The following is a 20909-nucleotide window of genomic DNA, read 5'->3' as shown; positions in this document are numbered from 1 at the left end:
GTACAACAATATGAGAGCATCAGCATGCTCTCTTATTTACATTTCGCTCAGTGTCGCATTTTGAAACAATAAGGATATATATTCTTTTCTCGCATCTTATATGATGGGGGCATTGAACTGACCTTTATTCAACAAAATGCGAACACTCCTTTCACTTGTTAGCTCACTATTTTTGCTATTCATGCCTTGCACTGTTTTTGCTTCATCGCCATCACAAGAAGCAAATATCACCTTAGGTCGATACCTGTTTAATGATGTTCGCTTATCCAAACTCGGCAATCGTAGCTGCGCTTTATGTCATTCTCCTGATCTTGGCTGGAGCAATCGCTTTAGCAAAGTGCCTGATATTAATGGCAAACCAACTACATTAAATACCCCAGCTTTACTTAATACAGCGCACTATTCACAGTTCATGCAAAGCCGAGATGGACTTAATACGCTTGAGCAAACCATCATGCTGCCACTGTTTGGTACAACCCCAACAGAAATGGGTATGACTGAGCCGTTATTACTACATCGTTTACAACAAGCATCTGATATTTATACACCTTTATTTACTGCTAGTTTTCAGTCACCTGAGTTTTCCACCAGCAAAGTGATAGATGCACTAGCAAGCTATGTGAAAACCATCACCAGCCTAGATACCCCGTATCACCGTTATTTAGCAGGTGACTCAGCAGCATTAACCGATCAACAAAAAGTGGGATGGGCACTATTTAATAGCGAACGGCTTAAATGTTCGCAATGTCACAGTGGCGAACTACTTAATACCCCAAAACGAAAAGATGATCCTATCTATGTCAGTACAGGTTTATATGGAATAAAAAACCAAGACGGCAACTATGTATACCCTGCCCATGAGCGTGGAAAAGCCAGTTTTAGCCATAACGACTCTGATGATGGTAAATACCGTATTCCCTCATTGATCAATGTTAGCCAAACCGCCCCTTGGGGACATGACGGCAGCGTACAATCACTAGAACAATATATAGAACATTATGCTGCTGGTGGACGAGTGATCAGTGTGGGTAATAACGCTGGTGATGGTCGGTTACACCTCAACAAAGATCCGAAAATCACAGGATTTAGATTAACGACAACAGAGAAAAAAGCCCTCGTTGCTTTTCTTCAAAGTCTAACCATAACCAAACTACCTGCGCAGCCACACCAAGATCCTTTCTGCCAGTTAGTGCCATTAAAAAATAAAAAAGACAGCCCGAACTGTCTTCCACCTTTTAAAGTGAAGTCATGAACACCATAAACAAAACCATGAAAAAGACGATTAAATTAATTACTTTAGGCGTGTTGTTTAGCCAATCAATGGCAGTGAGTGCAGCAACTGATGTGAACCCTGAGCACAAAGGGCGTAACGATTATTTTGCTAAGAGCTATCAACCATTATGTACAATGCCAACCAAAGTCATTGCGACAGCATCAACCCTTGATGAAGCCAGTCAGCAAGAGTTTATTTTAGATAAGCAGTTAGGCTTTGATACTAAGCTCAATGCCCAAGGTGAAACCTACATTCAACTAGCAATTAAAGAATGGGATGAGAAGTTTATCGTGGGTGTGACACCCAAAGTACAAGTCACCATGGTTGGTGCAGATGTACAAGGCACTGATATTGTTAACTTACAATGTGAACAGCAAAACCAATACCTCACCCATTTAAACACCCACGAATGGGGAAGCTATACCTTAAAATTAACAGGTAAGCCTAACGAAGCAGTAAAAGTGCAGATCATCACAACGAATTTATAATAAAAAAGCCACAGCACCTTACCGATGCTGTGGCTTATTATACTTTACTTATAAACCAGTATTACGATGGTATTCTTGCGCAGCAAACTCTTTGCCCTTTTCCATCGCCGCAGCACACGATTCAGGCGCAATATCACCACGCTCAGTAACGTATTGTTTTAGCTCTGCCGCTTTATCTGTACGGTTAAAGAACTCGTGATAACCGATATTACGACAAAGTTCCCAAGAAGAAACACCCGCTGCATTTTTCACGGTATAACTGTTCGACGGTGTTCCCGCACAACCTACTAGTCCCAATGCAATCAGGGAAAATAGCACCTGCTTTTTCATCAAATATCCTTCTCTAAACTTTATCTTAATGATTTATCAATAGAATATCATACCATCTACAAATTGTAGTGCTATCTCCGTATAAACCAATATAAAACACCATCATTCATTAGACGTAGATAATATAATTTCCTAATATACCTGCAATTCAAATGCGTTTATGATCGTGACAAATAACACCTTCATCGCCATAGCTATTTTTAGGATCCACCATGAGCAATTTTAATCTTTATACTGCCCTTTTACCTTGCTTTGACTGCCGCCAGCAAAAAGCAGAAGCAAGCCTAGGTTGGCTAACACCTGCGATGCATGAATCTGTGCTTGAGCAAGTAAACGCTATTGTTAATGATAGCAATGATTACCCAGATGATATTTTAACAACGGTAACTTGCTCGGTAGATGAAGCGAAATACTATCTGCTATTAAACGCGTTTGCTTACTCAGAAGAAGAAATGCAAACCACAGGCGTTGATCCTGATGATTTGGTTGAAATTGAAAGAGAAATCAAAACCAGCAAAAACGCTGATGGCATGATTGAGCTAGAACATGAAATTGCCCTGCAAGGCTGTAATACTTGCTGCCCTGAATAATTCCTTTCGCTATGGTGTACAACTCGGTGCACCATAGTCATTCTCTTATCTTGTTGTCGCCACTTTCTGCTTTCTTGAAATTTAGCTTCTTGCCCCCACTTATTAAAAACATAACTAATAATAAGATCAGAAGGTAATATGAACAGTCCAATTATTGATGACTTAACTTGGCGCTACACCACCAAAAGTTACGATCCTAGCAAGAAGATTTCCGCTGAAAATATGGCAATTATTGAAGAAGCACTACGTTTGTCAGCCTCTTCTATTAACTCGCAACCTTGGCGTTTTATTATTTTAGAATCAGATGAAGCGAAACAACGCTTTAGCAATACATTCGCCAATAAATTCTTTCCGAATAAACCACACGCAACCAACGCTAGCCACATCATTTTGTTTGCCCATAATACTCATTATTCCAAACAAGATTTTACAGCGGTCATTGATCAAAACATTCTAGATGGACGTCTGACTGAAGATAAAAAAGACGATGCTGTCAGCAAGTTTAGTTTTGCCGATTTATATACCGAGCCAAATGGCTACAACGCTAACTGGACGAAAGCACAGCTCTATCTTGCTCTTGGTAATATGCTACACGTATTAGCCCGCTTAAAAATCGATTCAACACCGCTAGAAGGCATTGATGTTCAGCTGGTAGAAAAAGAATTCAGCCAAGAGCTTGATGGTTTCTCCTGCCCGGTTGCACTTGCTATTGGCTACCATGATGAAAGTGATTTTAATGCGAAGTTACCAAAGTCACGTATGCCTGCTGAAAAAATCATTAAAAGAATTTAATCTCGCCAATGATAATAAAAAGCTGTGAACGCAGCTTTTTATTACAAATCTCTCGATTACAAAATAGACTGCTCCGAATTAGAAATACTTCTCACAAATAAGGCAAGTCACCGACATTTACCAATAAGCAACCTTGCGCATATCTAATTTCTCGTCATACTTAACCCTATCAACTCAGAGGATTATGTTATGACAGACACTGGTAGATCAGCCGAAATTAAACTTAATGCCCATGAGCAAATTGTTTCAACTACTGATATCAAAGGTAATATTACTTATGTCAATGAGACCTTTTGCCAAATATCAGGCTACACCCGTGAAGAAGTCATGGGAAAGAACCACAGTATTTTACGCCATGCTGATATGCCCAATGAGGCCTTTGGAGATTTGTGGCGAACTATTAAACAAAAGAAGTTTTGGCGTGGTGCAGTAAAGAACCGATGTAAAAATGGTGATTACTACTGGGTTGATGCCTTTGTGACGCCAATTTATGAAAACAATGTCGTGGTTGGCTATCAGTCTGTACGTTTGCCCCTTTCCAATGAATTAAAAAATAAAGCGGAACGTATTTATAAAAAAATTAAGCAAGGGAAGAGACTGAAACCTGCAACCTCCTCGTTAACCAAAAACAGTTTATTTGCATTAGGCTGTATTATCTCAGCCCTGCTCACAATCATAGTCTCACCTTATTTTTGCTTACTTTTCCCTGCACTGTTTGCGGCTATTTACCAGCAAGAAGTGATTGTCTTCCCTGCATGGCAGAACCGTCTAAAGAAACATTACGACAGTATCGGTATTCATATTTATAACGACAATATTAATAACCATGCTGAATTTGTAATGGGATTAAGAGATGCCCAGATCAAAGCGATTCTTGCGCGAACACACGAAGCCTCTTCGAATGTCGATAGTGAGATAAACACGGTAGCTGCGCTTGCTGAAACCTGCAAAGAGAACATAGTAGAAGAAAATGCCCACCTCGACAGCATTTCAACAGCTATTGAAGAAATGTCATCGAGCATTACGCATGTGGCTGAGAATTGCCAAAATACCCTACTGACAGTCTCTGATGGCGAAAAAGCCTGTAATGCGTCGTCGGAATTAATTGAACTCACTTCTAAGCATATCTCTTTGCTTACAGATGAAATCACCGAAACGAGCAGTATTACCGAAAAGCTGTCGAATGAAGCCACAATGATCACTGGCATTTTGCAAGAAATCGAAAGCATTTCAGAGCAAACCAACTTGCTTGCACTCAATGCAGCTATTGAAGCAGCACGTGCGGGAGAGCATGGGCGAGGTTTCTCTGTCGTCGCAGATGAAGTAAGAACTTTAAGCGTAAGAACCCATGATGCGACATCGCAGATCCAAAAATCGGTAAACTATATATTATCGTCACTCAACGATGTGGTCGATCGCATGAAAAGCGGTAACGAAAAGTCGCAAGTGTGTGTTTCTGATGTAGAAAATGTTTCCAACCAAATTGGTAATATCTTGGCGCTGATGGATCAAATATCCCAACTTTCTCATCAAATATCGACTGCGGCCGAAGAGCAAGCTATGGTTGCAAAAGAAATCAATAGTAACAGTTACCAGATCTACGATGCTTCAAAGCTCAATTTAAAAGAAATCAATACCATCACTGAAACAATGTCTGATATGACAGAAGACTCGGCACAGCTGGTTAATCTATCTAAAGCATTTACTTAAACGTTTAAGATAAAAATAAGCCGCTGAGTTGTTCAGCGGCTTCACTTTTTAATCACGCTACAATTAGTGAGAAAACGCATAAAACCATAGTCTGTTAGCCATTGCAGTTGCTCATGTGAACTCACTAAAAAACGCCCAATAAAATTTACCCCATGCCCTTTCATCTCACCTATTTGATTCGTTGTTCTTGGTACAAGTAACATCCAACGCTTAGTCAATAAAATATTATAAGGTAAACATTCAATTAATCCGTTAACCGTTGATGATGTATAAAGCTGCATTTTATCCATTACAGATAAATAATGCTGATACAAACTTTCTGCATTTAAATCATCAAGTAATAGCAGATCATAGTTAAATGGTAATTGACCATTTAAAATGACAGATTCTAATGGTAATGCCGTGCGAATTAATTGCATGTGACGATGCATTTGGCTTGAACCCGCTATTGCTCCCGAGTTAAAAAAACCCAACACGCCGTTATCAGTAATGCCTTCAATCCATGCTTTAAAATCATTTAATACCAACGGTGACGTTTGCGGAATATAATTTTTAGCACAAACTAATAAATGCGGAACAACAATAGGGAATTTATTTAAGATACAAACATGGTTAGAACCAATGTCGTCGATAAACACTGTGGGACTATAAGGTGCTAAAAATGGATCATGCATGACGACACTTGGTGAATGTTTGATTTTCATGTTTTCAGTTTCGATATTAACAATAAAATCAACACCATTCTGATTAACAATAATATCGTTATTCGTTAATGGTAATAATTCGCCTGTAGAAACACCTTGTAATGATTTTTTATTTCCTACTTCCCACAGCATAATTTACCTTTTTAGCATTAATAATCTTCGTCAATTTCTGGCGTACAATGCTCACAACTTTGTAAAGCTATCTCATGCTTAAATGTGGCGACACCTTCAGTTGTCATATGCTCTGAAATAAGATCATTAACTTCAGTTAAATCTTCTGAATTAACTTGGCCATGATTAATTTCATGCTCTGAATAACCATAGTAGTTAAGTAGCAAGTAATCACGTGCTTCGTCTTCTGTACATACAATATTAACCGAAAAATACTCTTCATAATCCGTATCAGCATGCGACAAGATGGTTTTAATTTGATCAACAACATCGTCTTTCATACTGGGAGTAAACCAACCTAACTCGGTTGTCGCCTTATGTGTATGACAGATAAAACAAGGTAATTCTTCGCTAGCATATTTGAAATTAGTCATGGTGAAACTCCATACAAAGGAAGTATGTAGTTAAATTATTCCTAATTTATTTAAAAGAATAGTGATAAAAATGGAATATTGTGTTTCGGTTTGTTATTTAATGCCACTAACTAAACAGCATGCATATATATTATATTTTATAAACCTTTCCACCTGCATTATTTAATTGGCTAAAGATCACAATTTAACATTTATTTCACACTCTCTGTGAGATTAATACCTATGCTTAATTCATAATAGTTAGACGCGTAACAGGATGTTAAACAGCGTAACTCTTACAATGGATTTAGGAGATGAATAACTTATGACAAGCAAGAAAGAAAAAAATCAATGGATTATACCAACAGGCATCAGTTTATTAATGGCAGTACTTGGTGTTGTTATTCTTTCACCTTTCATTAATATTTAAATGAAAAAAGGGAGCCAATGCTCCCTTTTTATAATCAATATATTACGATTCAAAATACCGATTTAACATTAAATGGATAATAATACTTTGGTATTGATGACAATCGTTTAAAATTAGCCTGTTCACTTTTCGTTAATAATATTTCATTACTATCGTTATACATCGCTGATTTAAATATTAGCCAGCTATTTAAAAATAACTTATCACCTGTTTTTGCTGTGTAATCCATTAATTGATATGTGAAATCTTTTTCTTTCTTTATTACACATCGATTCATCGCTACATTGTTAAGTTCTGTTAATACGACTTTCTTTCTTTGCGATGGTAGTGACTTAAGCCATGGATCTTGAATAGGTCTAAGTTCTCTATTCTCAAGCAGATGACATTTATTTATTTGATTTTCATATAGTTGCTTAACCTTAAGTAACTGTTCTTTAGCTGGTGTTTCACTAGCAATAGTCGCTAATGAAGGGAATGATATTACACAAAATAAATACAATAATTTACGCACTGTAACCGCTCAATTAAGGTGAGAAAAGAAGGAATTTCCTATCCTAATTAAATGCCGTTTTATATTTTACCTTGTCAACATACTCCAAGATTTGATTTAAGACAATAAATAATACTTATCGATAAAAATAGTTAATCAGTTTGATAAATATTTCTTTACAATTTATTGCTGTATTTATTTTACAATCACGAATATGAACATTTTAAGTCGCTAGAAAATATTGACTATTTTTAGCATCGTTATAAATACTGTATTTTTAGGGATAAAATAATGCAATTTGAACAGCAAATAACCTTGGCACAACAAGAGTTAAACCGCTGTGGTATTCAGTCTTCGAGTAGCCACCCTATCAGCTTTCATTTACTTCATTGGGGAGGAATAAAAATGCCACTTCCTCACTACTGCAGTTTTAAAATGAACGTTGCGATATTCACAGCTTGGTATAGCCTTCTTTTTGCAGCAATCTTTTTCATCGCAGAGCTGTTAAGTAATAGTTCTATTGCCGTTATCTCAGCAATCATTACTTCACTTTTTGCAGGCATCACAGCAGGTGTATCTATGGCGACATACTATCACTATAGCGCCAAACGCCATGCACTTACGCCTTGGCAGCAGCTCACCTAATTGCTTTATAAAGCCAGTATTCATCACTGGCTTTCCTTTCCCTTCTTTATTACGCCTCCCTGTTTATGCAAAAAATGCATAAACTTGTTGCGATTTATTCATTTGTCTCATTTTATTGATTTCTTTAGTATGCGCGCTCGCAATTTAACGTACGCTGCACACTAACACAGAGAGACCAATGTTTTCGCAATCAACACCTGCACAACTTGTTCGAATGCTTTTGCTTCTAACTATTACTTTGGTTGCTGTTCACCATTGCCAACCACTGTTAGATGCACTAGCGAAACATGCGACCAACGGTGGCTGCCACCAACAAAATGTAATGAGTGATGAAACCCCCATGTCCCATCACCACATGCATTAATCATCGACATTTCTATACGATCACGTAAACGAGCATCATTAATGAGTATTTTCCGCTTTCCTCTCCTAGTTTGGTTAGGTATTGGCATTTTAATTTTTAGCCTAGGGATCAGGCAGTCATTCGGTATTTTTATGATGCCGATTTCCGATACATTCGGTACTGGACGTGAGTTTTTTAGCTTTGCGATTGCCTTACAAAACTTGTTATTTGGCTTTTTCCAACCTTTTATTGGTATGGCATCTGATCGCTTTGGCTCAAAGAAAATCATTATTGGCGGTGCTATCGCTTACGGTTTAGGTTTATACCTAACGTCGATTGCTACCCATCCAAGCATGCTTTATCTCAGCATTGGAGCATTGGTAGGCTTAGGCTTAAGTGCAACAAGTTATGTGATCATTCTTGGTGCAATTGCACGTGTTGTACCAGCAGAGCACACAGCGAAAGCTTTTGGTTTAACGACATCTGCTGGCTCATTTGGTATGTTTGCGGTGATCCCCGGCGCACAAGCACTACTGAATCAATTTGATTGGCAAACAGCAATGCAGATCTTCGCTCTGCTATGTTGTGTCATGATTGCTTTTGCAACTTTCATGAAAACCGCTAAGCAAGACTCAGCAAAAGATGCACCTGTTGTTGATGATAGCCAAACCTTAAAAGAAGCATTAAAAGAAGCGTTCACCAATAAGAGTTATTGGTTAATCCACATGGGTTTCTTTGTGTGTGGTTTCCACGTTATGTTTATTGCTACCCACTTACCAAGCTACCTTGCTGATAAAGGGTTACCTGCACAAACAGCAGCAATGGCATTGGCTTATGTGGGGATCTTTAATATCTTCGGCTCTTACTTCTGGGGCATTATGGGGGATCGCTTTGATAAGCGATACGTAATGACTGCACTTTACCTCGTTCGTACCCTAGTTATTGGAGCGTTTGTCACTCTACCTGTAACGGTTGATACTGCTGTTATTTTCGGTGGTGCTATTGGTTTTTGCTGGCTAGGTACCGTGCCACTGACATCAGGACTTGTACGTCAAATCTTTGGTGCACGTTATCTATCAACTTTATATGGCTTAGTCTTCTTTAGCCATCAAGTAGGTAGTTTCCTTGGTGCTTGGGTTGGCGGTCGTATTTATGACTACTATCATTCTTACACCCCAATTTGGTGGCTAACGGTTGTGATGGCATTTATTGCTGCGTTAATTCACTTGCCTATTAACGATAAACCAGTCCCACGCTTAACAGCACATCACGCAAGTTAAGCGGTTATTCTAAACATTAAGATATAAAAAAAAGCCCTACTCAGTAGGGCTTTTTGTTATCTTGTGACGCGTCATCAACAACGGATCACTTGTTTAGATATTCACCTTGGCGAAGCGCATCGATACGCTTTTCTAGTGGTGGGTGCGTCATAAATAATTCAGATAATGACTTCTTACCATTAATACCGAATGCCATCATTGAACCTTCTAGTTGCGGCTCGTGGCTCACTTTTAGACGCTCAAGAGCTGCGATCATCTTCTCACGACCCACTAGTTTTGCAGAGCCCGCATCAGCATAGAATTCACGATGACGGCTGTACCACATAGTTAGGATACTAGCTAAGAAGCCGAATAGAATTTCCATGATGGTTGATACAATGAAGTAAGTCATGTAGCTACCGCCACCTTCGCCTTCTTCATCATTGTTATTCACGCCACTGATTGCGCCTGCAACTAAACGAGAAACAAAGATAACGAAAGTATTCACCACACCTTGCATTAGGGTCATGGTTACCATGTCACCATTAGCTACGTGGCTAACTTCGTGTGCTAATACCGCTTCTGCTTCATCACGAGTCATGCTATGAAGTAGACCCGTAGACACTGCAACTAAAGCATCATCACGCTTTGCGCCTGTTGCAAATGCGTTGATATCTGGTGAATCATAAATAGCAACGGTTGGCATACCGATACCCGCTTGTTGAGCTTGACGAGATACCGTTTCCATCAACCAATGTTCTGTTTCATTACGTGGGTGCTCAATTACCATACCACCAACAGAACGCAGTGCCATTGATTTTGACATCATCAAAGACACAATTGAACCACCAAAACCGAATAGAGCTGCCATTACCAACAAGCCTGATAGGCTACCTGGTTGCATCCCTGTTACAGCATATACAATGTTCAATACAATACTGAACACCAGCATTACTGCTAAGTTTGTTAATAAAAACAAGGCAATACGCTTCATATTTCTAACTTTCTCCACTTAGAAACTATTCAATACCCACTATTCATTAGTAGGATTGAGGCTATCTCTTATATTGATTCTGTTTTCAACAAAATCTGTTACTTAACGCTATCTTCAATGAATACGTTTTTAATTTAAAGAGTTTAATTGTTACTAATTCTTTATATATGTGCAATCAGGTCATTTATCAATACTAATCGGCAACTTCCCTCTTTTGATACAGGGTAGGTTAAGCCTTTCCACCCAAATACGACCTTTAGCGTGTATGAGTCTAAAACAACCCAACCAATATAAAAATAATTGCATATTTTCAAAAAATTAAATCATTAAAAATCAATAATATAATATTTTAAGATGAGCAATATACGACTCGTTAGACTTTAGTCTTATTGCCAATAAATGCATTCTCGATTATTGTAAGCATGCTCTTAATAGCATTGCATTTGAACCAGGGAGGATTCATGGCTAATAAAGAAAGTTACCAAGTTGCCATTGATATTTTACGTTGTCACCTTGGCATGTCTTTAGAAGAAGCTCACAAAGAGCTAGGTATCGATCAGCCAGGCACGACGTCAGCAACGGAAACACAAGAACTACTAATTGGTCTGACTCAAGACAATTAATAGTCACAGCGACTCAGTTACACGAAAAAGGCACTCAATGAGTGCCTTTTTCTTATTCTGCTTTCTGACTAACAATATTCTGTTTATAAGCCGATAGCATCTAACTCAATGTAACTAGCAAGATCACGCTTGTTAATACCTGGCATATAAGGGATCTCACCTAATTTCTTACCCGGCAAATTAATCTCTAACATTTTGATAATTTCAGCGTAATTTTCAGTGGCTGGATTTACACGGTTAGCCACCCAGCCAACAAGCTCTAAACCATCGGCTTTAATTGCTTCAGCAGTCAGCATGGCATGACTTAAACAGCCCAATTTAACACCCACAACTAATATAACAGGCAACTTTTCACGTTTAACCCAGCTTGATAAATAATCGGTATGCGTAACAGGCACACGCCAACCACCAGCCCCTTCCACCAATACCACATCAGACTTCGCTTTTAGCTTCGCTAAACCTTCAGAAAGCACGTCAAAATCAATACGCTTCCCTTCTCGCTCTGCGGCTAAATGGGGAGAAACTGGCTCTTTAAAGGTATATGGGTTTACTTCTTCATACGTTAATTCAACGGGTGAAGCTTCTTGAAGGAACAAGGCATCTGAATTACGCAGACCATCAGGCGTGTTATCACTTCCCGATGCTACAGGTTTATAACCCGCCATTTTTATATTGCGCTGACTCGCTGCTTGTAAAATAGCACGACTACTGACAGTTTTACCGACTTCGGTATCCGTACCAGTAAGGAAAAAAGCATTAGTCATTAATTAATACTCCAAAACATACTTGATAAGTTGCGGGTAACAGGTTGTTCTCATCGCGATAAACATCGTAGGCTTGCTCTAATGCATTCAGGGTTTGACGCCCAAATAACGCATGCTGTCGCTTTTGTTGCAAATGCGTCGCGCCAATCCCCTTTAAATCTTTCATCAAACCTACTGCAGATTGATAATGCGTCACGATGGACGAAAATATTAATTTATCAATTTGTAAGCCCGTTTGCGCCAGCGCAACTTTTATCTCATTTTCTGCTTTAAATTCATTAACATGTTGATAGTGATCAATTTGTGCCCATGCCTTTTTTAGCTCATCCAGCGAGCCATTAACTAGCGTTGTGAAAAAAATCATCCCACCGGGGCGTACTACACGTTTTAATTCATTTAATGGCACTGATAAATCATCACACCATTGCAAGGCAAGGCTACTGAACGCTAAATCGTAGCTATTATCGGCAACGGTTAGGTTTTCCGCATCAGCATGTAAATAGCGACAATCATCGCCACAGCGTTGCTTTGCCTGCGCTAACATTTCAGCCGACAAATCCGCAGCTGTAACTTTAAAACCTAATTTAAGTAATTCTGCACTGAAGTACCCTGTACCACAGCCTACATCAATCACTTCTTTTGGATTATCCACCGCATGAAGATGAGGCAGTTTATCTAATAACAGATGCCCAACGTGACGTTGAAATGCAGCTGCTTTATCGTAGTGTTTTGCTGCCTTTCCAAAAGCCGAGGCGACGGCTTGTTTATCCATACTCACAGCAAGTTCTGTTTGAATCGCTGTATTTGATTTATCCATTATATTGCTCATTAATCACCTCATTTAATGATGCAGCAAGCAGCCGAATATCTTGTTCATTATGAGTGGCAGTCAATGTGACCCGAAGACGCGCGGTATTTTTGGGTACAGTCGGTGGACGAATAGCACCAACCCACAAGCCTCGTTGTTTTAACTGCTCAGAAATAGCAACCGTACGTTCACTCTCACCAATTACAATAGGTTTGATAGGAGTGCTTGTTTGCTGTAGCGGAATAGCAGGATCTAATTGTTCACTCAGCAGTTCACTTAAATCATGCAGTTTTTCACGTCGCCATGCTTGTTGTTGAATTAACTCACAAGCTTTACTTAATGCATGAGCTTGCGCCGGAGGCATCGCCGTTGAGTAAATAAAATGACGGGCAAATTGAATTAAATATTCAGCGGTATCGTTATTACATAGAATCGCGGCCCCTTGTAAACCAAAGGCTTTGCCAAAAGTAATAACCAAAATATCCGCTTTTATATTGGCAGCAGAACAACTGCCTTTGCCCTCTTCACCAAGCACGCCACAGCCATGAGCATCATCGACCACCAGCCATGCATGATGGTTATCACAGGTTTGGCGCAGTTTCGATAATGGAGAGCAATCCCCATCCATGCTGAACACACCTTCCGTGATCACCATGTTAGCTTGTTCCGATCCAACCGTATTTTTTTTCAATAATGTATTAAGTGCTTCAACGTCATTATGAGCAAAACGCTTCATTAACGCAGGTGATAACATTCCCGCTTCCATTAATGAGGCATGATTTAACTTATCTTGAAAAACCACATCTTGCTTTTGCAATAACGTGAAAAGTAAAGCTTGGTTTGCACTAAAGCCACTACTAAACAACAGTGCGCGATCATAACCTAGCCATTCAGATAACTGCGCTTCTAACTTGGCATGGGGCGAGTGAAACCCCGTCACTAACGGTGATGCACCACTACCTGCCCCGTACAAACTTAACCCTTGTTGCCATGCATTAATTAACTCCGGTGATTGCGCCAATCCTAAATAATCGTTACTAGAGAAATTGATTAACGATTGTTGATTAACACTCACCTGCGCGGCTTGTTGTTGATGAGCTAGCTGTTGACGAGATAGACAAGTTCGGCTGCGATATAGCCCCTGTTTATCTCGCTCAATTAATGCCTGACGAAACCGCTGATTAAAGTGAGGCATCGTAGAACATGTCATCTTTTGTCGGACGTGCCGCAACACGCTGTGCCACTTGCCCAAGTAGTTCTTGCTCTTGAATTTCGTCAGGCTTAGCCGCTTGTTGCTCACTATTAATGCCTAACTTGGCAAATAGCTGCATGTCTTTATCTTCGCCAGGGTTTGGTGTGGTCAGTAACTTACAGCCATAGAAAACAGAGTTAGCGCCCGCCATAAAACACAGTGCTTGCATTTGTTCATTCATATCTTCACGACCTGCGGATAAACGCACTGCTGATTTCGGCATAATGATCCGCGCAACAGCTACGATACGAATAAAATCAAATGGGTCGACATCTTCTGCGCTTTCAAGTGGTGTGCCTTTCACTTTCACTAGCATGTTAATTGGCACACTTTCAGGATGTACTGGTAAGTTGGCAAGCTCTACTAATAAACCAGCGCGATCACGAGAGGACTCGCCCATTCCGATAATACCGCCAGAGCAGATCTTCATGCCTGCATCACGGACGTGAGATAACGTATCAAGGCGATCTTGGTAAGTACGAGTAGTGATGATATTGCCATAGTATTCAGGCGAGGTATCTAGGTTATGATTGTAATAATCAAGCCCAGCTTCAGCGAGAGTATTGGCTTGATCACCAGTGATCATGCCTAACGTCATACAGGTTTCCAGCCCCATGGCTTTCACCCCTTTCACCATATCAAGCAGATACGGCATATCACGCTCTTTAGGGTTCTTCCATGCCGCCCCCATACAAAAACGCGTTGCACCGGATTGTTTCGCTTTATTAGCAGCGTCTAGAACACGCTCAACTTCTAATAAACGCTCTTTATCAACGTCGGTACGGTAATGGGCACTTTGCGGACAATATTTACAATCTTCAGGACAAGCACCTGTTTTGATCGAAAGTAATGTACTGACTTGAACTTGGTTTGGCTGATGATATTGACGATGTACCAGCTGTGCTTCAAACACCAAATCCATGAATGGTTTATCGAATAAAGCTTGGACTTCCTCTACTGTCCAATTATTACGTACTTCCACAGTGTTGACCTCAGTTATTGTTATTTTCGACTCACAAGGACTTGCTCGATCCTTCGTTTTATCAATGTATTACACAGTTTTAGTTGTTAACGTTTTGTTTCACTTTCTATAAGCAAAGTATTGATAAATGATAACTCTATGAACTATTACTACTTGGCTAGTCTACTAACAGCACGTAGACTGTCAACTACGGATAATAACAGAGGTTTACATCTGTGCAAAAAAGCAACAATATTGATATTGAATTTGATAAGGAACATGTGTGGCACCCTTATACTTCCACCGTGACACCACTGCCTTGCTACCCTGTTACGTCAGCGCAAGGGGTCTATTTAACCTTAGAAGATGGCACTAAACTGATTGATGGCATGTCGTCTTGGTGGTCAACCATCCATGGCTACAATCACCCAGTATTAACAGAAGCCGCTAAAGCCCAGCTAGATAAAATGTCTCATGTAATGTTTGGTGGTATTACACATCAGCCAGCTGTTGAGCTTTGTCGCAAACTGGTCAACATCACCCCTACACCATTAGAAAAAGTGTTTCTTGCAGATTCTGGCTCAGTTGCAGTAGAAGTTGCGCTCAAAATGGCGTTGCAGTACTGGCATGCGAAAAATGAACCTCGTTCTAAGTTCTTAACCGTTAGCCACGGTTATCATGGTGATACTTTCGCTGCAATGTCGGTTACTGATCCAACCAACTCCATGCACCGTATCTATAAAGGTTTTCTTCCTGAGCACATTTTTGCCAAATCACCGGAGTGTGGTTTTTGGGATGAGTGGGATGAAAACGACATTAATGACTTTGCGGAGAAATTGCAGCTACATCAAAACGATATTGCAGCGGTGATCATCGAACCTATTGTTCAAGGTGCAGGTGGAATGCGCTTATATCACCCAATGTATTTAAAGCGTATTCGCAAATTGTGTGATCAGTATAATATTCTGTTAATTGCCGATGAGATCGCGGTTGGATTTGGTCGTACGGGTAAACTTTTTGCTTGTGAGCATGCTGAGATCAGCCCTGATATTATGTGTTTAGGTAAGGCGCTTACTGGTGGTTATATGACGCTATCAGCCACGATCACCACCAAACATGTTGCTGATATGGTATGTAGCGGAGAAGCACAATGTTTTATGCATGGCCCAACATTCATGGGAAATCCATTAGCTTGTGCGGTTGCCAATGCCAGTTTAGATATTTTGGCTAAAAACAAATGGCAGCAACAAATTGCCAATATTGAGCAACAATTAGCACATGAGCTTCCACCTATCGCAGAGCTGGAAAAAGTAAAATCGGTGCGTTGGCTTGGCGCTATCGGCGTGGTAGAGCTTCACCAAGCAGTTGATATGGAAACCATTCAAGCAGCATTTGTAAAGCAAGGCGTGTGGATTAGACCTTTTGGCAAGCTGGTTTATATTATGCCGCCTTTTATTATTGAACCAGCCCAATTAACCCAGCTCACGTCGGCAATTAAACACGTTTTAAGCTGAATATTACTGTTTACATAGCAGCTAAAAATATCGCAGAGTTTATCAAAAAGCAGACAATAATCTTATTTATGTCTGCTTATACTGTAAGTCATGATGCCAGTGCTAACAATAAAAATAGAATCAGCACGGTATTAGCTTTACTACGTCAGTTAGGGCTAAGATTATGCAAATACCTCTGTTTCCACTAGATATTTATCTACTACCAGGCGGGGTCAGCAAATTAAGGATCTTTGAACCTCGTTATATCAAACTGGTAAAAATTGCTGCAACAAACAACTATGGATTCGGGTTGTGTATGTCCATTGACAATACCATTTGTCACTTTGGTACACGTGTCATTATCACTGATTTTGATTCATTACCAGATGGCGTATTAAGCATTACTATTCAAGCCAAAGAGCTATTTCTGCTTGACGACCATTGGCGCGATGAAGACGATCTCTATTTTGGCGAAATCTCTACCGTTCCTAATTGGCGAAGTACCGACATTGATTATACCGATGTCGAAATTGCTAATAGTCTTAAATTACTATTTAAAGAGCATCCCGATCACGCCAGTTATTATCCGTCACCCAATTTCAACGATATGACATGGGTTTGCCAACGGTGGCTAGAAATACTGCCGCTAGAAGTAAATCAAAAGCAGTGGTTTATGAGTCGTAACGACCATACCGCTGCGTTGTCATTTCTTCACACAGTCATTGACGACAATTTACAAAAAAAATGATCGATAACTAAATATCAAACGTATCTCTCTGTAATGTCTAACTTGTCTTACCAATACGCATTGAGATTATGTCTGTTATTACTTACCCTTACTCTCAGTCTAGTCATCATCATAGGTTGGGACATCCCACAATGAATGAGATCAGTATTGAGCAACAAAAGCAACTCCTTGTGAGCGTTGCAACAGAGCGTGATAAAACCGCTTTTGCAACGATCTTCTCTCATTTTGCGCCTAAAATTCGCTCTTATGGGTTGAAACACCTCAAACAAGAAGCAAATGCCATGGAACTGGTGCAAGAGACTATGCTCACCGTTTGGCGTAAAGCTCATCTTTTTCAACCAGATAAAGGAGCAGTATCAACTTGGGTTTACACTATTATGCGTAACCAATGTTTTGATATTTTACGTAAACGTCAAGCAACAAAAGAAGATAATTACAGTGATGATATTTGGCCTATCTTTGAACAAAAGTTAGTGACAATCGATGATCCTAGTAATGAGCAACTGGGGGATGAGCTAATTACACTTATTGCTACCCTACCGGAAACCCAACAAACCGTGGTGAAAGAGATATATCTAAACCAGCGTTCTCATCAAGATCTTGCCGATCAACTAGGACTCCCCGTTGGCACAGTAAAATCAAGGTTACGTTTAGGCTTACAGAAGCTACGTTTGCATTTGGAGAAAGACGATGACTACTAATATGCCACTTATTAAGCATCATCCGAGCAAGCAACTATTAGAGCAACATATTCAAGGTCAGTTATCACTCTCACTGTCTATTGCTGTTGCGGCACACATTGAGCTTTGCCCCCATTGTCAGCAGCTGGAAGCCGACTTAACCCCGAGAATTGCCGAGATGTCTTGGTCGCAATGTCAAAACAATACACATGATTTGAACCTAGATTTAAAAGTGGATGCCTCTTTTGCAGCCATGTTAAGTGATATTATTGAAAATGATGAAGCTCTGACCTTGCATCAAGCATCCAAACCACAGGTGATTGAGTGCAAAGGGCTAACTTATACTTTACCTCGCGCATTTAATCGATTTAACGAACTCAATTGGCATGGTTTAGGCAAAATTAGTCGAGCGAGATTACCCGTCAATGAAGGCGAAATACGTTCAAGTCTCCTACACATAGATAGTGGTGGTGCGATTCCTGCCCACAAACACAAAGGTTACGAGCTTACCTTATTGCTTGCTGGTGATTTTAGTGATGAAAACGGACACTATGTAGCTGGTGACTTTATTTTACTGGATGAATCCCATCACGATCATAGTCCGAAAACGGCTAATGGATGTTTATGCTATACCGTCTCCAATGCGCCACTGCATTTCACCCAAGGTATGAGCCAGCTATTTAACAGTATCGGTAATATCATTTACTAAACTGAAATGCCTCTTTTATAAAATAGAGGCATTTTTATTTCCACTCCCCATATCTGTTTCTATTTTGTTCATATATGCTTTTATTAAACGATTTTAAGCCTTAAATAACAAAAAAGCTTTTACATTTCTTAATAGCTTAAGAATAATAATAGATATATAAATAAGATGATCACCCTATTCTTTTTTATTCATAACTACACATATTTCATTTCGTAGTATTATTACAACAATAATATTTTCGTATTGAAAATCATTCTTATCTAAGAATTTCATAACTCCCTAAATATTCAACTTATTAGCGACTTTATTAGTCCGCTATCGCAAAATGTTTGTTTCCAATAGTAGCCTAATTGAATTTTTGAAAACTCTTTAAGTAAGCATCAACTTATTGAAAATAATCAAAAAAGTATTTTTACCGTATTTTTTACTAATTTATTTAGCTCACATTTCTCTTATTTTTCATCATCTTTAAAGCAAAAAAATAGATAGTCATCGTTTATTTCGCCCCTACAATACTCACCCCACTACGGTTATACGATGAATAAATACGTATCAATCAGTAGATAATTAATAAAAACAACAAAACTAATTTCGTGAAACAACGAAATAACCAAGGTGGGTATTTATGTTAAATCTTGCAATATCGGTTATCCCTATTTTGCTTTTAATTTGGATGATGACGAAAAGGAACGCGTTGCCATCTCATGTTGCACTGCCAGTAACAGCATTACTAATTGGCTTTTTACAGCTTGTCTATTTTGGAACAAGCAGTCAGTTACTTGCAGCCAATATTATTTCAGGTGCGTTATCAGCGCTTACACCAATTTCGATTATTGCAGGTGCCATTTTATTAAACCGTACTTTGAATGTGTCGGGTGCGGAAGATGTGATCCGCCAATGGCTTGAAGGGATCAGTAAAAACCAAGTGGGTCAACTGATGATCATCGGTTGGGCATTTGCTTTCATGATTGAAGGTGCATCTGGTTTCGGTACACCTGCTGCCATTGCTGCGCCAATCTTAGTTGGTCTTGGTTTCAATCCATTACGTGTCGCTATGCTTGCACTGGTTATGAATTCTGTTCCAGTCTCTTTTGGTGCAGTAGGTACACCGACATGGTTTGGTTTAGGTAACTTAGGTTTGCCTGACGCAGAGTTATTAGATGTGGGTCGTCTATCTGCAATCATGCATACCGCAGCAGGTATCGTTATTCCTGTTATTGCATTGAAGTTTGTTGTGAGCTGGAAGCAAATCAAGCGCAACTTTGTCTTCATCCAACTGAGTATTTGGTCATGTACTATACCTTATGTATGGCTAGCCCAGTGGAACTATGAATTTCCAGCACTGATCGGCGGTGCGATTGGTTTAACACTGTCGATTTTACTGGCGCGTTACAACATTGGTTTAGAAAAACAAACCGTATCAGAAGAACAAAACAAAGCAACAACACTGCCTTTCAATGTTGTGTTTAAAGCGATGGCACCAACCCTGTTGTTGATTCTGATCCTGATCGTAACACGCATTAAACAGCTGGGCTTAAAAGGCATGCTCAATGATGCAACGCCACTGCTACACCTAAACTTAGGGTTTGCAGATTTACACCTAAGCCAAGCGTTAATTATTAAATTAAGCAATATTTTAGGAACGGATACGTCATGGGCTTACAAAACATTGTATGTACCTGCATTGATTCCGTTTTTTGTGGTTGTGCTAATTTCTATTCCTCTGTTAAAGATGAATAAGACACAGGTAAAACAAGTCGTTAGTGACACAGCATCACGAATAAAAACACCTTTTATCGCTCTTGTCGGTGCGTTAATCATGGTGAAATTTATGATGATTGGTGGTGAACATTCACCAATCATGACAACAGGTAATGCGTTTGCTGATCTGATGGGCAAAAACTGGCAATACTGTGCTGCTTACTTAGGTGCACTAGGTGCGTTTTTCTCAGGCTCTGCAACGGTTTCAAACCTGACATTTGGCGCAATTCAACAAAGCATTGCCCACAATGTTGGCTTACCTGAAAACACTATTTTAGCCATGCAGTCTGTTGGTGGTGCAATGGGTAACATGGTGTGTATTAACAATATTATTGCTGTATCAACCATCCTTGGTATTGCAAATAAAGAAGGCTACATCATTAAACGTACAGTGATCCCTATGATGCTATACGGTGTGATTGCGGCTGTTGTCAGTATTTTTATCTAAACGTCCCTACAACGTGAAGATAATGGATAGGCTTATCTGCGGATAAGCCTATCGCTAATGTGAACAATTAGGCGGTATCCCGCCACTGGA

Annotated in this window: 23 protein-coding genes; 14 read left to right on the top strand and 9 right to left on the bottom strand. The window is 39.6% G+C overall.

Annotated elements, in window-relative coordinates:
- Positions 1-181 precede the first annotated feature (181 nt).
- Both Q7657_RS15295 and Q7657_RS15290 read left to right on the top strand, forming a co-directional pair.
- A complete protein-coding gene (locus Q7657_RS15295; RefSeq protein WP_258178210.1) occupies positions 182-1252 on the top strand; it encodes a cytochrome c peroxidase in 1071 nt (356 codons plus the stop codon).
- A complete protein-coding gene (locus Q7657_RS15290; protein WP_107165131.1) occupies positions 1249-1761 on the top strand; it encodes a hypothetical protein in 513 nt (170 codons plus the stop codon). The genes Q7657_RS15295 and Q7657_RS15290 overlap by 4 nt, the downstream gene beginning before the upstream one ends.
- Before the next feature lie 48 nt (positions 1762-1809).
- Here the strand turns inward: Q7657_RS15290 and Q7657_RS15285 are convergent, their stop codons facing one another.
- On the bottom strand, positions 1810-2091 hold the full coding sequence (locus Q7657_RS15285; RefSeq protein ID WP_053988212.1) for a hypothetical protein: 282 nt from the start codon (positions 2089-2091) through the stop codon (positions 1810-1812).
- 212 nt (positions 2092-2303) lie between these two features.
- Here Q7657_RS15285 and Q7657_RS15280 point away from each other — a divergent pair, with 212 nt between their 5' ends.
- From Q7657_RS15280 to Q7657_RS15270, 3 genes are all read left to right on the top strand, one after another.
- Positions 2304-2681 (top strand): hypothetical protein, encoded by a 378-nt coding sequence (locus tag Q7657_RS15280; RefSeq protein ID WP_053988213.1) that lies wholly within the window; start codon positions 2304-2306, stop codon positions 2679-2681.
- Positions 2682-2819: 138 nt separating this feature from the next.
- Positions 2820-3473 carry a nitroreductase family protein gene (locus Q7657_RS15275; RefSeq protein ID WP_107165130.1) on the top strand — a complete coding sequence of 218 codons (654 nt, stop codon included), beginning with the start codon at positions 2820-2822 and terminating at the stop codon, positions 3471-3473.
- A gap of 189 nt (positions 3474-3662) precedes the next feature.
- Entirely contained in the window at positions 3663-5183 is a 1521-nt protein-coding gene (locus Q7657_RS15270; protein WP_107165129.1) for a methyl-accepting chemotaxis protein, read from the top strand.
- A 41-nt stretch (positions 5184-5224) separates the two neighbouring features.
- Here Q7657_RS15270 and Q7657_RS15265 read toward each other — a convergent pair whose 3' ends face one another.
- The 3 genes from Q7657_RS15265 to Q7657_RS15255 all read right to left on the bottom strand — a co-directional run bounded on the left by Q7657_RS15265 (position 5225) and on the right by Q7657_RS15255 (position 7352).
- Positions 5225-6019, bottom strand: coding sequence for an ATP adenylyltransferase family protein (locus tag Q7657_RS15265; protein ID WP_107165128.1), 795 nt, complete (start codon positions 6017-6019; stop codon positions 5225-5227).
- A 17-nt stretch (positions 6020-6036) separates the two neighbouring features.
- Positions 6037-6432: a hypothetical protein gene (locus tag Q7657_RS15260; RefSeq protein WP_053988217.1), complete on the bottom strand. Its 396-nt coding sequence runs from the start codon at positions 6430-6432 to the stop codon at positions 6037-6039.
- Between the two features lie 458 nt (positions 6433-6890).
- Positions 6891-7352 (bottom strand): hypothetical protein, encoded by a 462-nt coding sequence (locus Q7657_RS15255; protein ID WP_181319783.1) that lies wholly within the window; start codon positions 7350-7352, stop codon positions 6891-6893.
- 270 nt (positions 7353-7622) lie between these two features.
- Here Q7657_RS15255 and Q7657_RS15250 point away from each other — a divergent pair, with 270 nt between their 5' ends.
- The 3 genes from Q7657_RS15250 to Q7657_RS15240 all read left to right on the top strand — a co-directional run bounded on the left by Q7657_RS15250 (position 7623) and on the right by Q7657_RS15240 (position 9599).
- Positions 7623-7976: a DUF6404 family protein gene (locus Q7657_RS15250; protein ID WP_053988219.1), complete on the top strand. Its 354-nt coding sequence runs from the start codon at positions 7623-7625 to the stop codon at positions 7974-7976.
- 178 nt (positions 7977-8154) lie between these two features.
- On the top strand, positions 8155-8340 hold the full coding sequence (locus tag Q7657_RS15245) for a hypothetical protein (protein ID WP_081001674.1): 186 nt from the start codon (positions 8155-8157) through the stop codon (positions 8338-8340).
- Between the two features lie 41 nt (positions 8341-8381).
- Complete coding sequence (locus tag Q7657_RS15240; RefSeq protein ID WP_053988220.1) at positions 8382-9599, top strand: MFS transporter; 1218 nt, start codon at positions 8382-8384, stop codon at positions 9597-9599.
- 85 nt (positions 9600-9684) lie between these two features.
- Here Q7657_RS15240 and htpX read toward each other — a convergent pair whose 3' ends face one another.
- Positions 9685-10572: a protease HtpX gene (gene htpX, locus Q7657_RS15235; protein ID WP_107165127.1), complete on the bottom strand. Its 888-nt coding sequence runs from the start codon at positions 10570-10572 to the stop codon at positions 9685-9687.
- 461 nt (positions 10573-11033) lie between these two features.
- Between htpX and Q7657_RS15230 the strand changes: the two genes are divergently transcribed.
- On the top strand, positions 11034-11195 hold the full coding sequence (locus Q7657_RS15230) for a hypothetical protein (RefSeq protein ID WP_053988222.1): 162 nt from the start codon (positions 11034-11036) through the stop codon (positions 11193-11195).
- An 83-nt stretch (positions 11196-11278) separates the two neighbouring features.
- Here Q7657_RS15230 and bioD read toward each other — a convergent pair whose 3' ends face one another.
- The 4 genes from bioD to bioB are packed head-to-tail and all read right to left on the bottom strand — an operon-like array spanning position 11279 to position 15001.
- Positions 11279-11959: a dethiobiotin synthase gene (gene bioD, locus Q7657_RS15225; RefSeq protein ID WP_107165126.1), complete on the bottom strand. Its 681-nt coding sequence runs from the start codon at positions 11957-11959 to the stop codon at positions 11279-11281.
- Entirely contained in the window at positions 11952-12776 is an 825-nt protein-coding gene (gene bioC, locus Q7657_RS15220; RefSeq protein WP_107165125.1) for a malonyl-ACP O-methyltransferase BioC, read from the bottom strand. The genes bioD and bioC overlap by 8 nt, the downstream gene beginning before the upstream one ends.
- Positions 12769-13962 carry an 8-amino-7-oxononanoate synthase gene (gene bioF, locus Q7657_RS15215; protein ID WP_107165124.1) on the bottom strand — a complete coding sequence of 398 codons (1194 nt, stop codon included), beginning with the start codon at positions 13960-13962 and terminating at the stop codon, positions 12769-12771. The genes bioC and bioF overlap by 8 nt, the downstream gene beginning before the upstream one ends.
- Positions 13949-15001 (bottom strand): biotin synthase BioB, encoded by a 1053-nt coding sequence (bioB, locus tag Q7657_RS15210; RefSeq protein ID WP_107165123.1) that lies wholly within the window; start codon positions 14999-15001, stop codon positions 13949-13951. The genes bioF and bioB overlap by 14 nt, the downstream gene beginning before the upstream one ends.
- A 215-nt stretch (positions 15002-15216) precedes the next feature.
- Between bioB and bioA the strand changes: the two genes are divergently transcribed.
- The 5 genes from bioA to Q7657_RS15185 all read left to right on the top strand — a co-directional run bounded on the left by bioA (position 15217) and on the right by Q7657_RS15185 (position 20819).
- On the top strand, positions 15217-16494 hold the full coding sequence (gene bioA, locus Q7657_RS15205) for an adenosylmethionine--8-amino-7-oxononanoate transaminase (RefSeq protein ID WP_107165122.1): 1278 nt from the start codon (positions 15217-15219) through the stop codon (positions 16492-16494).
- A gap of 163 nt (positions 16495-16657) precedes the next feature.
- Entirely contained in the window at positions 16658-17221 is a 564-nt protein-coding gene (locus Q7657_RS15200) for an LON peptidase substrate-binding domain-containing protein (protein WP_053988227.1), read from the top strand.
- A 131-nt stretch (positions 17222-17352) separates the two neighbouring features.
- Positions 17353-17922 (top strand): sigma-70 family RNA polymerase sigma factor, encoded by a 570-nt coding sequence (locus Q7657_RS15195; protein ID WP_107165121.1) that lies wholly within the window; start codon positions 17353-17355, stop codon positions 17920-17922.
- Positions 17912-18610, top strand: a complete 699-nt coding sequence (locus tag Q7657_RS15190) for a ChrR family anti-sigma-E factor (RefSeq protein WP_107165120.1) — start codon at positions 17912-17914, stop codon at positions 18608-18610. The genes Q7657_RS15195 and Q7657_RS15190 overlap by 11 nt, the downstream gene beginning before the upstream one ends.
- A gap of 625 nt (positions 18611-19235) precedes the next feature.
- Positions 19236-20819, top strand: coding sequence for an L-lactate permease (locus tag Q7657_RS15185; RefSeq protein WP_107165119.1), 1584 nt, complete (start codon positions 19236-19238; stop codon positions 20817-20819).
- Positions 20820-20909 lie beyond the last annotated feature (90 nt).

It is taken from the genome of Candidatus Photobacterium acropomis (genome assembly GCF_030685555.1).
Taxonomy (GTDB): Bacteria; Pseudomonadota; Gammaproteobacteria; order Enterobacterales; family Vibrionaceae; genus Photobacterium; species Photobacterium lucens.
The sequence above is the reverse complement of the archived record's forward strand: the minus strand, read 5'-3'. Positions and strand labels throughout refer to the sequence as shown.